Origin of the sequence: Pseudoclavibacter soli DSM 23366, assembly GCF_000423505.1 — a bacterium.
Lineage (GTDB): Bacteria > Actinomycetota > Actinomycetes > Actinomycetales > Microbacteriaceae > Pseudoclavibacter_A > Pseudoclavibacter_A soli.
The window spans coordinates 157,385-171,594 of the sequence record NZ_AUIC01000005.1 but is presented as its reverse complement, the minus strand read 5'-3'; the positions used below and the strand labels follow the sequence as shown (position 1 = coordinate 171,594).

12 protein-coding genes, 1 tRNA gene and 1 pseudogene are annotated in these 14,210 nt (G+C 64.8%); 9 read left to right on the top strand and 5 right to left on the bottom strand.

The window, feature by feature from the left end:
* The first annotated feature begins 11 nt into the window (after positions 1-11).
* The 6 genes and pseudogenes from G557_RS0105945 to G557_RS0105915 form a co-directional block, all read left to right on the top strand.
* On the top strand, positions 12-1,040 hold the full coding sequence (locus tag G557_RS0105945) for a CobW family GTP-binding protein (RefSeq protein WP_028245317.1): 1,029 nt from the start codon (positions 12-14) through the stop codon (positions 1,038-1,040).
* Positions 1,041-1,140: 100 nt separating this feature from the next.
* Entirely contained in the window at positions 1,141-1,392 is a 252-nt protein-coding gene (locus G557_RS12055) for a hypothetical protein (protein WP_051224741.1), read from the top strand.
* Between the two features lie 246 nt (positions 1,393-1,638).
* Positions 1,639-1,714, top strand: a tRNA-Ala gene (locus tag G557_RS0105935).
* Between the two features lie 537 nt (positions 1,715-2,251).
* A complete protein-coding gene (gene alsS / locus G557_RS0105925) occupies positions 2,252-3,976 on the top strand; it encodes an acetolactate synthase AlsS (protein ID WP_036961501.1) in 1,725 nt (574 codons plus the stop codon).
* A complete protein-coding gene (gene budA, locus G557_RS0105920) occupies positions 3,973-4,713 on the top strand; it encodes an acetolactate decarboxylase (protein ID WP_028245315.1) in 741 nt (246 codons plus the stop codon). The genes alsS and budA overlap by 4 nt, the downstream gene beginning before the upstream one ends.
* Before the next feature lie 199 nt (positions 4,714-4,912).
* Positions 4,913-5,338 (top strand): annotated as a pseudogene (locus G557_RS0105915) (MFS transporter); the annotation flags it as partial.
* A 137-nt stretch (positions 5,339-5,475) separates the two neighbouring features.
* On the opposite strand, the gene G557_RS0105910 reads toward G557_RS0105915, so the two are convergent.
* From G557_RS0105910 to galU, 3 genes are read right to left on the bottom strand one after another with little or no spacing between them, the layout of a single operon-like run.
* Complete coding sequence (locus G557_RS0105910; protein ID WP_028245313.1) at positions 5,476-6,408, bottom strand: hypothetical protein; 933 nt, start codon at positions 6,406-6,408, stop codon at positions 5,476-5,478.
* Positions 6,409-6,467: 59 nt separating this feature from the next.
* Complete coding sequence (locus G557_RS12050; RefSeq protein WP_036961498.1) at positions 6,468-7,064, bottom strand: GNAT family N-acetyltransferase; 597 nt, start codon at positions 7,062-7,064, stop codon at positions 6,468-6,470.
* 37 nt (positions 7,065-7,101) lie between these two features.
* Positions 7,102-8,016 carry a UTP--glucose-1-phosphate uridylyltransferase GalU gene (gene galU / locus G557_RS0105900; protein WP_051224739.1) on the bottom strand — a complete coding sequence of 305 codons (915 nt, stop codon included), beginning with the start codon at positions 8,014-8,016 and terminating at the stop codon, positions 7,102-7,104.
* 40 nt (positions 8,017-8,056) lie between these two features.
* Between galU and G557_RS0105895 the strand changes: the two genes are divergently transcribed.
* Together G557_RS0105895 and mscL are read left to right on the top strand one after the other, a co-directional pair.
* Positions 8,057-8,656: a 5-formyltetrahydrofolate cyclo-ligase gene (locus G557_RS0105895; protein WP_028245311.1), complete on the top strand. Its 600-nt coding sequence runs from the start codon at positions 8,057-8,059 to the stop codon at positions 8,654-8,656.
* A 133-nt stretch (positions 8,657-8,789) separates the two neighbouring features.
* Complete coding sequence (gene mscL / locus G557_RS0105890) at positions 8,790-9,218, top strand: large conductance mechanosensitive channel protein MscL (protein WP_028245310.1); 429 nt, start codon at positions 8,790-8,792, stop codon at positions 9,216-9,218.
* 11 nt (positions 9,219-9,229) lie between these two features.
* Here the strand turns inward: mscL and G557_RS0105885 are convergent, their stop codons facing one another.
* Positions 9,230-9,436, bottom strand: a complete 207-nt coding sequence (locus tag G557_RS0105885) for a hypothetical protein (protein ID WP_028245309.1) — start codon at positions 9,434-9,436, stop codon at positions 9,230-9,232.
* Positions 9,436-13,056: a DEAD/DEAH box helicase family protein gene (locus G557_RS12045; protein WP_156877089.1), complete on the bottom strand. Its 3,621-nt coding sequence runs from the start codon at positions 13,054-13,056 to the stop codon at positions 9,436-9,438. The genes G557_RS0105885 and G557_RS12045 overlap by 1 nt, the downstream gene beginning before the upstream one ends.
* A gap of 199 nt (positions 13,057-13,255) precedes the next feature.
* Between G557_RS12045 and G557_RS0105875 the strand changes: the two genes are divergently transcribed.
* A complete protein-coding gene (locus G557_RS0105875; protein ID WP_028245308.1) occupies positions 13,256-14,188 on the top strand; it encodes a CHAP domain-containing protein in 933 nt (310 codons plus the stop codon).
* The last annotated feature ends 22 nt before the right edge of the window (positions 14,189-14,210 follow it).

The window sequence follows — 14,210 nt, the reverse complement described above, 5'->3', positions numbered from 1 at the left end:
CACTGGATGCCATGGTCGCCTCTGCCCCTCGTCTGCCGGTTTTCGTGCTGGCCGGCTACCTCGGCGCAGGCAAGACGACCCTGCTCAATGACCTACTGCACAACACGCTCGGCGTGCGCATCGGCGTGATCGTCAACGACTTCGGCGACATCGCCGTCGACGCCGCACTGGTCGATGCGGCCATCGACACCGTGACCACGCTCGAGGGCAACTGCCTGTGTTGCATCACCGACGCCGGAGCCATCGACGGAATGATCGAGCGCCTCGCGCAGCCTCGCCTGCAGCTCGACGCCATCGTGGTCGAGTCGAGTGGCCTGGCCGACCCGGCAAACCTCGCTCGTCGAGTCAGCGCCACCAAAGTCGATCGCGCTCGCTATGCCGGCACGATTCTGGTGGTTGATGCGGCCGAACATGCCGAGACGCTGCGTCGCCATCCGCAGATCGCGCAAGACGGCAAGGTGGCCGACCTCGTCGTGCTCAACAAAGCCGACCTGGTCGAGCCCGCCGAGCTCGAGCACCTGCGCGAACAGCTGAGCGTCTCGTCACAGGGCGCGCCCGTGCTCGCCACCTCGTTCGCCCGCGTCGACCCAGCGCTGCTGTTCGACCCCGTTGAGCACACGCCTCCGCGCTTCGGGCAGGTCACTCTGCCATTCGAGACACTTTCCGGCACGGCCGAGCCCCACCTGCACCATCAGTACGACAGCCTCTCATTTACCACCGAGCGACCACTCAGCCCGGCGGCCCTGCTCGACCTGCTGTATGAGCATCCCGGCGGCCTCTACCGGCTGAAGGGGCATGTGCGACTCAATGTGACGCGAGGCCCCGGCGCATCAAAGCACCCGCTTGAAGTACAGAGCGTAGGGCCGCATGTGCGCTTCGCCCGCCAGCGCGCCCACCAGGTCGACCACACTGAGCTGGTACTGATCGGCCCCGGCCTCGACCGCCAGCTACTGACCGACCGGCTCGAGGCCTGCTGCTGCGAAACGCCAAAGCCGGCCGACCGCACCGCGATGATCACCATCAACCGATACCTCGACTGAAGCGCTGGGGCCGCAACTTTGGCCGCGACCCTCGCCGCGCATCCATCGGCTGGGCCTCGATGCCGCGTAGACTGGAACGCGGAACCAAAAGGAGGACACCATGGCAGACGAGCAGGCGACCGAGCAGCAAGAGGCCACCATCGGCAAGTTCATCGGCGGACCACTCGACGGGCAGGTGCTGCCGCTCGAGCCAGGGTCAGGCAAAGAGCTGGTGTTCCCCTACGACACCGCACAGATCATCTACCGCCAGGTGGGCGAAGTCACCAACACCGGCCCTGACGACGGCGCTGCCACCGCAACGTACCGGTTTGTGCGCACCACCGGCGACCTTGAGGTGCACGACCGCATCTGAGGTCGAGGCCGCCGAGCCTCGCGTTGTTGGGGCTTGGCATCAGGGGTCACACAAGAAGAGGCTCAGCTCACGGTCGGCTCGCATTCTTGGAGCTTGCCCAGAAGCACGCGTGTTCATGGCATGCGCTGACACGCCGTGTGCCGCGCCCGCATGATGCCGGCGTTTGACGCACATGCATGCTCACCGGCGTTGATTGAGCACCTTGGCACTCGAGCGTGCTAAAGTGGCTAGGTCCGAGAGGATCTCGGGGCTATAGCTCAGTTGGTAGAGCGCTTCGTTCGCAATGAAGAGGTCAGGGGTTCAATTCCCCTTAGCTCCACCACCCCGTTGCCCGCACATCACCACCCCGCCCCCATTGCCGCTTTGCGCGTCGTTCTTACATTCATTCTTGAGATATCAGTGCGAGACCGACGCAAAAGCTGACGGATCGCCGGTGGCGCGCCCTGAAGTGGCGCTCCGAGCCCGATCGATCTAGTATCTATGTCGTATACGATGAAGTGCACCGCCGCGAGCGCCGAGCGCTGACGTCGACGGGCGACCGAGCCAAGCACCCGCAGTGCCACTCGCCCACCACCCCGAAACCCTGAGCCCGGCTCGCAGGAATATGTGGTCTGACCACATTGCGCCTGCACGATTCGGTGCCGGCGCGGCGATTGCCGCCATTAGCCAGCGAAGGAGGCTCTCGACCAATGCTCAATACCAGCAACACTGGCAGTCGTGAAGCCGTCGCTGGCTGGCCCAACAGCCACACCGGCACCAGCACCGGCACCTGCTGCCCCGCCACTGGCACCACCGACGCCCACCGTGGGCACACCCTCGACATCAGCATCAACCGAACGAATCTCACCAGGAGCAGTTCATGAACCAGACAGCAACCCCCACGCAGTCACCCGCGCACACCCACGCACCCGCACAGGCGCCCACACCCGTGCGCAGCGCACAGCGCATCGTCGAGGCCCTCGAGGCTGCCGGCGTGCGCTGGGTGTTCGGGGTTCCCGGCGCGAAAGTCGATCAGGTCTTCGACGCGCTCGAAGACTCCAGCATCGAGGTGGTGGTCTGCCGGCACGAACAGAACGCCGCGTTCATGGCCGCGGCAGTCGGCCGCCTCACCGGTCGCCCCGGTGTCGCACTCGTCACCTCCGGCCCCGGCACCTCAAACTTGGCGACCGGCTTGGTCACGGCCACCACCGAGGGCGACCCGATGATCGCGCTCTGCGGCGCCGTGCCTCGCGCAGATCGCCTCAAGCGCACCCACCAGTCAATGGATGCCGCCGGCCTGCTGGCCACCGTCTCGAAGTTCGCCGGCGAGGTTGACGATGCCGACAACGTGCCCGAGGCGATCGTCAACGCATTGCGGCAGGCCGAGGTCATGCCCCGCGGCGCCGCCTCACTGGTGCTGCCCGCCGATGTGATGGCCGAGCCAACCAGTGTGCCGCTGCCGCCGCTGCATCGCGTGCCCGCTCTCGGGCCGGCCCGCGCCGAGTCGATCGCGCAGGCAGCGAAACTGCTGCGCGAAGCGCGCTTTCCGGTGGTGCTCGCCGGAGTGCGCTCGGCCTGTGCCGAGGGCGCCGAGGCCCTGCACACACTGCTCGAACACACTGATCTGCCCGTGGTCGAAACGTTCCAGGCCGCCGGGCTGGTCTCGCGCGAACTTGAGGATCACTACCTCGGCCGCGTCGGACTCTTCCGCAACCAGCCGGGTGACGTGGTGCTCGACCAGGCCGACGTGGTGCTCGCGATCGGGTACGACCCGGTGGAATACGATGCGAAGCTGTGGAACCACGACGCCTCGCGCACCATCATCAACCTTGACGAGGTGGCCGCCGACATCGACGCGTTCTACGCGCCGACCCTCGAGCTGCGGGGCGACATCCCGACCACCATCGAAGCGCTGGCCGAGGCACTTGACGGCCTCGAGCATCCTGCCGCCGACCGCACTGTGATCGACGAACAGCGCGCCCGGCTCGATGCCACTGCACAGGTCGACGCCCGGCACGACGACAGCTTCGGCCTCGACCCCAAGGCGGTGACGCTTACCCTGCGCGAGCTGGTCGACGACGACACCACCGTGATCTCTGACGTGGGCAGCCACTACATCTACCTGGCCCGCTACTTCCGCACCTACCGGCCACGGCACCTGCTGTTCAGCAACGGGCAGCAGACCTTGGGCGTCGCGCTGCCCTGGGCCATCGCTACCGCACTGGTGCGGCCCGGCAAGCCGGTACTCTCAGTCTCCGGTGATGGCGGGTTCTTGTTCTCGGCGATGGAGCTCGACACCGCGGTGCGTCTCGGTGTGAACTTCACTCACATCGTGTTCAACGACGGCACCTACGACATGGTCGCCTTCCAGCAGATGAAGAAGTACGGCCGCACCTCTGGCGTGCAGCTCGGCCACCCCGACTTGGTGGCCTACGCCGAGGCGTTCGGCGCCCACGGCCACCGCGCGACCACGCTCGAAGAGCTTGCCCGGGCCATCCGCCTGGGTCAGACTGAAGACGGGCCCACGATCATCGACGTGCCCGTCGACTACCGCGACAACCTCGCCGGTCTCGCCGGCGACCTCAGAGAAGGAGTCCTGTCATGAGCGACGGAAACAACGGTCACATCGTGCGCCACGAGGTCTTTCAGACCTCGCTGATGAGTGCACTGCTCGACGGCATCTACGACGGCGAGATGAGCATCGCCGAGTTGCTCGGGCAGGGCAGCTTCGGCCTCGGCACCTTCAACGGGCTCGACGGCGAGATGATCATCCTCGACGGCAAGTGCTGGCAGATGAAGGTCGACGGCAGCGTGCGGCCGGCCGATCTCGATCAGCGCACCCCGTTCGCGGTGGTCACCAATTTCGTGACCAACCTCACGGCCCAGGTGAAGCCCCACTCCACCCGCGATGAGGTGTCGGCGCTGGTCGACTCGCTGACCGTCTCGCCGAACTACCTGTACGCGCTGCGCATCACCGGCACGTTCGACTGGGTCAAGACGCGCACAGTGCAGTTGCAGAGCAAGCCCTACCCGCGCATGGTCGACGCCACCGACAACGAGCCGACGCTGCGTTTCGAGAACGTCACCGGCGTGGTCGGCGGCTTCCGCACTCCGGTGTACGAGCAGGGCATCTCGGTGCCCGGCTGCCACGTGCACTTCATCGACGACGACCACACCAGGGGCGGGCACGTACTCGACTTCCAGATGGCCGAGGGCACCGTCGAGGTGTGTCTGGGCACCGACCTGCGTCTGTCGCTGCCACGCACCGAGGCCTTCGAGGCGGCCAACCTCTCGCCCGAAGACCTGCACGAGGAGCTGCACAAGACCGAGTCGCACAGTTAACCCAGCACCCATATACGATTCTGGTCGGCAGGATGCGCCACTCCAGCACCAGCCGCTTGATGCGGCCGTTCGCGGGAGAATTCGATTCTGTGCGCTAACGCACAGATATTGTGCAGAATCGTCCCCCGGTGCTGCAGAGACGCACCACCTTCGATGTTTCAGGATGATCTGAAGATTCCTGACTACAAGGAGGTAGCAGATGTCCGCACTCACCCCCGCGTCCGCACCCACGAAGGGCCTGCGCCGCGTGGTGGCCGCCTCAATGGCCGGCACCATCGTCGAATGGTACGAGTTCTTCCTCTATGCGACGGCGGCCACTCTGGTGTTCAACAAGGTGTTCTTCCCGCCGAGCGAAGACCCCTATATGCCGATCATCGCAGCATTCGTCACCTATGCTGTGGGCTTCATTGCGCGCCCACTCGGCGGCATCGTCTTCGCGCACTTCGGCGACAGATACGGTCGCAAGCACCTGCTGCAGGTGGCCATCATCATGGTCTGTGCCTCGACGTTTTTGATGGGCTGCCTGCCCACCTTCGACACGGTCGGCTACTGGGCGCCTGCACTGCTGGTCACCCTGAGATTTCTACAGGGCATCGCCGTCGGCGGTGAGTGGGGCGGCGCCATGCGGCGTGTGTAGGCCACCGAGCCACACAAGTGTCGTCAATTGCGCAAAAGAAAGCTCATACCCGCATTTCACGACACCTCTTACGCGGCAGAGCTGAAAAACAGCCCGCTCGCAGTGTCACACGCAGTGTAGGAGGGTCAGCCGACGTCGCGACGGCGATCAAGGATGTCGTCGAGTCGTTCCGAGTCGAAGCTCGCGTCGACCCCGGCCCGCTGGTCCATCCAGGCATAGCCGGGCTCGACCTCTTCGTTTTCAAGGGCAGCGACCACTTCGTCGACCTCGGCGTTGTGCCCCGAGACCTCGGGGTGCAGGCGATGCACTTCGGCATCTGGTCCTGTCGGCACGCCAGGTCGCAGACCGGGTGCATCGACCGACTCGCCGGTACGCGCTGCTTCGGCGAGGGCGGCCGCAATGACGGCCTCGCGGGTCACCCCGAGTGGCTCGGGAATCGGCGTCGGGGTCCATTGGCGGTGTTCGGCGCTGGCCTCGTCACGCTCATCTTCGGCCTGCGCATCGGCGAAGCCTGCCTGATCGAACACCGGCACGTCAGCTGGCGCAGCGGCAGGCTGAGCGCTCTGATGGTGGCCACGCAGGTTGCGCAGCGCAGTCGAACGCATGAGCAGACCGAGCGCACCAAAGACCAAACCCGCAGTGATCAGCAGGATGCCGAACAGACCGGTCTGAATCTGAGTGACTCCGATGAGCAGCCCCATGATCGACACCAGGGCAACGCCAGAGCCCACCGCGATGCCACGGCGAGCTTGGCGCACATACTCAGGCACGGCACGACGCGCGGCCTGGCGCTCGTTGTGCACCCGCTGCCGCTCGAGGCGGCGAGCCTCGCGCTCAACGATCATGGCCCGTCGAGCATCGACCTCTTGCTCGTATTCTTCAGGAAGCTCTTGGTTGCGTGCGATGACGTTGACCGCGCGCTGCACCCGTGCTGCGTTTCGGGCGGTGGTGCGCATATTGCGGCGTTCTACCCAGCCCGGCACCAGCACCGCGAGCCACAGGCCGACGACGCAGAGCACCAGCAGCGCCCCACCGATCTGACCGAAGACTCCATCCATGCTCACTAAGGTACGAGCAAACCGCATCCGCGGCACGCATTGACACGGTGTGGCGCAGATCAGCCCTGAAGACGTCGCTGTTGCAGCGCCGCCAGCACACCCCCGGCGGGAACGTCTTCGGCGAGCATGGCGAACACATGATGGTCACGCCACGCACCGTCGATGTGAATGTACCCCCTGCGCACGCCTTCATAGTGAAAGCCGAGTTTCTCGGCCACCCGTCGTGAGGCCTGGTTCTCAAGCCGCATGCAAATCTCGATACGGTGCATGCCGAGTGCCTGAAATAGGTGATCGGCCATGAGCGCGACGGCAGTCGGGGCAAGACCGTGCCCGGCCATCCGCTCGGCGATCCAATACCCGATCGAGCACGATCGCAACGACCCCCACGCAATCTGCGAGACGCTCACCTGTCCGATAATGTGCTCCCGCCAACACATCACGCAGGTGATGCTCTCGCCACGGCGCATCCATGAGACCATCGCACGCACCGCTGATCGGGTGCCGGCTTGCCCCGACACACCCGGCTGAGTGGCCTCCCAACGCTGCAACCAAGCTCGACCCACCGCCAGCTCATGGTCGAGTTCTCGCCAGTCAGCGTTGCGAATGGGCCGAACCGTCAAGTCACCGCTGACCAGCGCCGGAACACTGCTCAGCATGCCGCCTCATTCTCGGGCGACTGATCGGCGTGTCGGGTCACTGCTGTGCACGCTCGGCCAGCCATGCGTTGAACGCCGGGCCGAGGTCATCGCGCTCTGATGCGAGCGTGACCACCGTTTTGAGGTACTCGAGCTTGTCGCCCGTATCGAAACGCCGACCGGTGTAAACCACACCAAGCACCGGCCCTGCGATGGATGCGTCGCTTGCGAGCGTCTGCAGGGCGTCGGTCAGCTGAATCTCGCCGCCACGACCGGGCTCAGTCTGTTCGAGCACGTCAAAGATCTCGGGGCGCAGCACGTAGCGGCCGATCACGGCGAGGTTCGAGGGTGCGGTGCCTGCCGGGGGCTTCTCGACCAGCCCAGTGATGGTCACCACATCTGCTTCTTCGGTGGGTTCAACTGCGGCAACGCCATACAGGTGAGCGCGGTCTTCGGGCACCTCGAGCAACGCCACCACGGTCGCCGAGCGAGTGCGCTGCACCTCGAGCATGCGCTCGAGCAGCGGTTCGTCGGCGTCGATCAGATCGTCACCGAGCAGTACTGCGAAGGGTTCATCGCCCACATGCTCCCGGGCGCGCAGCACAGCGTGGCCCAGCCCCTTGGGGTTGCCCTGTCGCACCGCGTGCACCTCGGCCACCTCGGTGGCATGTTGCACCTCGGCCAGCAGAGCGTCTTTGCCGTCAGCGGCCAAGCGCTCTTCGAGATACGGTGCAGCATCGAAGTGATCTTCGATGGCGTCTTTGCCACGGCCGGTGATCAGCAGCAGATCGTCGAGGCCAGCACGTGCAGCCTCTTCAACCACATATTGAATGGCTGGCCGGTCAACCACCGGCAGCAACTCTTTGGGAATCGCTTTCGTGGCCGGCAGAAATCTCGTGCCGAGCCCCGCCACCGGAACCACCGCTTTGCGCACGCCAGTGACCGGTGAAGAGGTGTTCGCATACTCATTCATGTGCCCCAGCCTACCGTCTCGCGCATTCTAGACTGGCAGCGTGGCCGTAACCGACATCTCACCCGAGCAGCGCAAAGCGCAGCTGCGCACCCGGTTGCGCGCCGCCCGAAAGGCTCGATCGAGCACTCAACGAGCACGTGACGAGCAGGCGATCGCCGCCCAGATTGTCACGCTTGCCAAGCAGCAGTCGGTGGGCAGCCTGGCCGCTTTTCTCTCTGCCCCCACCGAGCCGCCCACTGCGGCTCTGCTGCACTGGGCCGCCGACTGCCAGATGCCGGTGCTGCTGCCGCGCACCCGCCCCGACGGCGCGCTCGACTGGGTCTGGGCAGCTGAGGTCGAAGACACGATCACGCATTTAGGCATCCCCGAAGCACAAGGCCCGCTGGCCGAGGCGCAGGCGATCGAACACGTCGACCTGATCATCATCCCGGCTCTGGCGGTATCACCACGCGGTGCCAGACTCGGCCAGGGCGGCGGCTTCTACGACCGCACGCTCGCTGCTCTGTCGCACGTGCCGCCCACGGCTGCACTCGTGTTCGACGAAGAGGTTCTCGACGATCTGCCGCTCGAGCCCCACGACCGCTCTATCGACCTGATCGTGACGCCGAAACGCATCATCACCTGCACCCCAGGCGAGTGACCGGCGGCGCCCAGCCCCGTCATCCGTGCGCTGACGGCCAATGCCAACTAGCATTAAGACGTGTGGAGCGCACATCTCCGCACTCTCTGCCCTGCATCCGCACGGCTGAACCGCACACACAGGAGTTTCCAGCATGAAACAGGTCTTCGCCGGCTTCCGCGACTTCATCTCTAAAGGCAACGCCATTGACCTCGCCGTCGGCGTCGTCATCGGCACTGCATTCACCGCTCTGATCACCGCCCTGGTCGAGAAACTGATCATGCCGCTGATCGCCGCCATCTTCGGTCAGCCCAATTTCGACTCCGTCGGCAACTTCACCATCAACGGTGCCGATTTCTCGCTCGGCGCGGTCATCACCGCCGTCGTGAACTTCCTGCTGGTGGCTGCAGCGCTCTACTTCGTGATCGTGCTGCCGTTCAACAAACTGCGTGAGTTCCAAGAAAAGCACAAGAAGGCGGTCGCTGAAGAGCCCGGCGACACCCGCACCGAGCTCGACGTGCTCAAAGAGATCCAGGCAGCCCTCGCCGCGCAGCAGGGTGGGTCAGGCGCACCCCGCGCATGAGTTGAGGCGTCTCAGCCCCAATGAGGAGGCCGCTGTGCTTTGAGCCAGCGGTCTTCTTCATGTTCGGGCGAAGCATCGCCCCAGCTCTCAGCCCGTTCACCGTCGGCCGCAGCCGCGAGCGTCTCGTCACGCACCACCGCCTGTTCGGGGTTCGGCAACTCGCCATAGACCACCCGGCGCGGGCCGAGCCGGCGAACCTGAGGCTGGTCACCAGTCATCACTGCCCCTGTTCGGCCGCGGTCTCGCGTCGCTGCTGCTCAATCTGCTCGTGCTGCCGCGCCAGCTGCTGAAACTCAGCCTGAATCTCGTCGGCGATGTGCTGCGGATTGGCGAACAACTCGAACGAGTACACGCGGCGGAAGCGCCAGCCCATACGCGTCAGCAGCGACGGATGCAGGCGAAGCGACTCGCGCAGTGTGTCACGGCTGTAGTCGGCGTCGGTTTCGATGACCATCTTGGTGATGCCATCGGTGACGGTGAGCCCCAGTTGGTCGTCGAAGTGGTCGTCGACGGTGAGCCCCTTGCGCTGCAGGCGCCGACCAAGATCGACCAGCAGCGCCTGCGCCGAGAAGTAGGTGCGCTCCGGTTCGGGCTCACGTGCTCCACCGAGCAGATCGAGCAGCGCACGGGGAGCGCCCTCGAGCCGACGTACCTCTTCGTCACGGGCACCGAGTGCTGCGACCACGGTGAGGTGTCGCCGAGCGCGGGTCAGGGCAATGCCGAGCCAACGCCATCCGGTGTCATCGGCGCGAATGGGGCCGAATTCGCTGAGCAGCCGCCCATGCGGAGTGCGGCCATACCCAAGCGAGAAGATCACCCGATCGCGACGCCGAGTGGCTGCCTGGGCGATGGTGAGCACCACGAACGGGTCATGCCGTCGCGTGTCGAAGAATTCGGCGACTTGAGGATGCTTCAGCACCTCGGCGCGCACGGCTGCCCGAATGCGGTGAGCCGTGAGCGCACTCGCCGAGACTACCATCAGTGACTCATCGGGGCGCCACACAGCGTGAGCGATCACGAGTTCGACCACGCGCGTCACCTCGGCCGGCATAGCCTCGACCGTGCCACTGTCGGGGTTGGGCTGTTGGCGCCCGTGCACCTCAAGATCGATGGTGGTCAGCGCAGGTTCACCAACGAACTCGGCAGCTGAGGGCAGTGAATGGATGGCCTGGTCGTACCAGCGTCGGTTCACCAGCGCGGCAAGCGCGCGCCCGCCCGGCTGGTAGCTGAAGTCGAGACGCAACTGCGGCAACAAGTCGGCCAGGGCACGGAACGCAGAAGGTTCATCGACCACCGGCCGCAGGCTGGCGTCGGCGGCGTCGATGCTGAACCCGGTGGGCGCTCCGAGCACTGGGTCGCCGATGGCGATCACCTGTTCTGCCTGCGCGATGGGCAACACGGCCTCGGTCAGGGTGATGCTCGCCGCATCAAGCAGAATGACTGTGTCGAAGTGCGCTCGCTCAGGCACCTCGCCGCCGTACTGATAGGGCGAGAACAGCCACACAGGAGCGACCGCTCGGCCAACGTGCGGCAGGTGCTGAATCAGCGTCTCGGCCGAAATGGTGCCGTCGAGCAGCTGCTCGCGCAGCACCTTCGCCTCGTTCGGGTACACATCGACGGCATCGGTCCAGCGCTGGGCAAGCGTGGCCGCGAGTTCACGTGCATGGTCTTCGAGAATGCGGCGGTCTTCGAGCACGAAGTCGCGCTCGAGCCGGGCGAGCACCTGTGTGTTGGCGTTAAGGAGCGATCCGTCGCGCTCGAGCAGCAGTTCGAGCACCGACTGCCACCAGGCGAGTTCGAGTTCATCACCGGCACGCTCAGCGGTGACGTGACGACGTGAGAAGTCCTCGACGAGTTCGGCCAGCCCCATGCGCTCGAGCGCAGCCAGCAGTTCGGCGCGCTCATGCAGATGCCCGAGCGCACTGACATCTCGGGTGAGCTGATCGAGCAGCGTCTGCAGCTGGTCGAGCGACTGGGTGTTGACATCGCCGGCCTGTGCAGAGTCAAGCGGCAGAGCAAGCACTTTCAGGTCGGCCGCCACGGCAGTGAACACGATGTTCGCATCGCCCAGCCCCGTCGGCACCGACGGCGGCTGGTGCGAGCGCGCCAGGCGCTGCCACAGCTGGCGATCCCGCTGAATCTGCTGCAGCGCGACATGCACATCGGAGACGTGAGCACCGGGGCGCAGGTATTCTTTGGCCAGCTGCCGCAGACGTCGCCGAGCACCAGAAGCCATCTCTTGGTCACGCCGCGGCGCGGTCGCCGCGATGAGCTCTTCAAGAGAACGGTCATACACCACCGGGTGGAAGCGGTCGAGGGTGTCTCGCACACTGAGCAGCAGCTGCAGCCCCTCGTTGATCTCGGTCAGTGTCTGAGGTTCGCGCAGACCAGCCTCGTCGAAGACGGCCCAGACTTTTCTGACCATCGTGCGCAGATCGGTCTCAGACAGACGCTTGGCCAGCAGATACATGTTTTCGGCATCTTGCGGCGAGTGAAACGTTGCCCCGTACCACGGCGAGTCTTCGGGGCCGAAGTCGAACTGGCCGAGATCGGCAGCCTGTCGCAGCAGGTTGGCCGCGGAGGAACGATCGATGGCTAAGGCCTCGAGCACACTGGAGTGCAGTCGCACACGAGTCTGCGGAGCGTCTGGCAGCAGCGACAGGCGTGCGAGCTCACTGAGCGCCTGCGATACCGAGACGCCGTATGAGGGGTGCACTGCCTGCAGACTGCGCCGGTAGCCCAACAGTGCATCACGCAGCCGGGCGTAGCCAGCGGCACGCTGCTCGCGGTCAGTGACTGGCTGAGCGTGCTCGTTGCGATTGATGGCGCTGATCAGGTCACGGCGCAGTGAGGCTGGTGAGACGGCCAACCCGCCCAAGCCGCGACTGCGCAATTTGTCGGCCACGGCATCCAGCGATGCGCGCGACGGCGCCACGATGGCAATGCGTCGCCCCATCGGCACCAGTGTGGCGACAATATTGGCGACTGCCTGCACCACGCCGGCGCCGGGCACGCTGCGCACCACAAACGAGGTGCCGGTGCTGGCCTGAGCCACAATATTCTCTTGCTCTGCACTGGCGTCGAGAATGAGCGCATCACTCAGCGCGCTGCGTTCATCGGCGCTGTTGACCGTGACGAGTCGCACGTTCTCGGCCAAAGCCGAGCGCGCGCCGGGCACGTCGATGACCGCATCGAGCAGCGGGTGGATGCGGTCGACCGCGCGTGCAGACAGCTCTTGAGGTGCACTGCTGAACATGCCGAGTCTCAGCGCACGGGCGAATTCGAGACCTTCGACGAGTCGAAACTCCTGACTCAGGCGGCGCAGCGCCTCATCGGGGTGAAACCCGTCGGTGCTGTGCGCCAGCTCTTGCAGGCCGGCCACGTCGATGTCGGCGTTGAAGCGCCGACTCAGCTGCCGCACGACTTCGGGGTTGATGACCGGCACCGAAGTGATCTTGAGCTCGAAATCGCCGGGAACGCCTTGGATGATCGCCGGCTGCAAGATGACGGGAAGTCGTTGTGAACGAGCACCGTCATGCCAGAGCATCTCGCCAGCGAGCAGCTGAACGGCATCAAGGCCACGATCTTGCGAGAGCTCTGCGGCCTTGTGCTCGATCTGACGGGCGATGCGAGCCGCACGCACGTAGTTTTTTTCGTCGCGAATCAGGTTCGACAGACGGGTGACTCTGCCAGAGAGCAGTTGCGCGATGCCCCCGGGATGGCCGGTGCTGAGTTCGAGCACCGCCGGCTGTTGAGCGCGCGCCGATGCCCCGACCGCAGCAAGTCTGGTGCGCCACTGCGACCACGCCGTCGCACGCTCGCCGTCCTGTGCCGTCACCTGCACCTCCAATTGCCTCAGTGATCACAGCCCAGACTACCCGTGATCGCCCGGTGGGCTTCGCATTCCTCGCCGATTGCCACGCAACCAGCTACTGCTTCTGTGCATTCTCCATCACACTGTGACGCCTACGTCATCGACGGGTAAGATTGGTTGAACGATTTCTGTTTTCTCTGTGTTGAAGGGGCGAGTACCAGTTTTGTCGAAGCACGCGCTGAACGCCACGGCCACTGCCCCGAACAGCGATCTTCAACACCCTCTCACCCGCCGTGAGCTGCGCGCACTTGAGCGCCGCGGCAGTGCTGCCACACCACCTTCGGCGCTTCTCCCTGTCGGGGTCACCCGCCGCTCCAAGGCCTCCTCTCTAAAGATCTCAAGCGCCGTCGACCGAACCTCTGTCTTCGAGCACCGCGGAGTACGGCCAAATTCCTCGCGCAAGTCGCGGCGCATCGCCGCCACTGCTTCCACATTCACGCTCACCAGTGCACTCGTGCTCGGCATCAGCCTTCCCTCTTATGCAGACAGCACTGCAGCGCTGATCTCGGCTCGAGCCCAGCGTCAAACACTGACCGCCTCTCAGATCGAATATCTGTATCAGCATCCCGAGGCTCTCACAGCTGAGACCATTCAGCCGATCGCCGGCCCGAGCAGCAGCCAGGCAAACCCCACGCAGCTGCCCGACGAATCACTGGTTGCAACAGAGCGGCCCACCGGCGACGATTACCCCGGCGCCCTGGGTGTCGGGTACGTGGTCAACAACTGCACCGACTTTGTAGCGTGGCGCATCAATCGTGACGCCGGGGTCACACATTCACCGTGGCTTTACACAAACGCTGTGCTTACGCCGAATGGCGGCAACGGCGGCGAATGGGCTCGAAGCGGCAACTTGGTCGGCTGGGAGACCACCACTGAGCCTCAGGCCGGCGACATCATCGTCTACCCAAAGACCGGTCTGTTCAACTCCAGCACCACCTATGGTCACGTGGCCTATGTCGGCAAATCTTATATCGATGGCAGTATCCTCACGGAGAACTACGGAGCCTCGTCCGGTTACTTCACTCGGTACATTCCAGCTGCCGAAGTACAGCAGTACATTGCCTCCGGCGACCTGATCTTCAAACACAAGATCTGATTGGCACCTGCTGGTAGGCTTA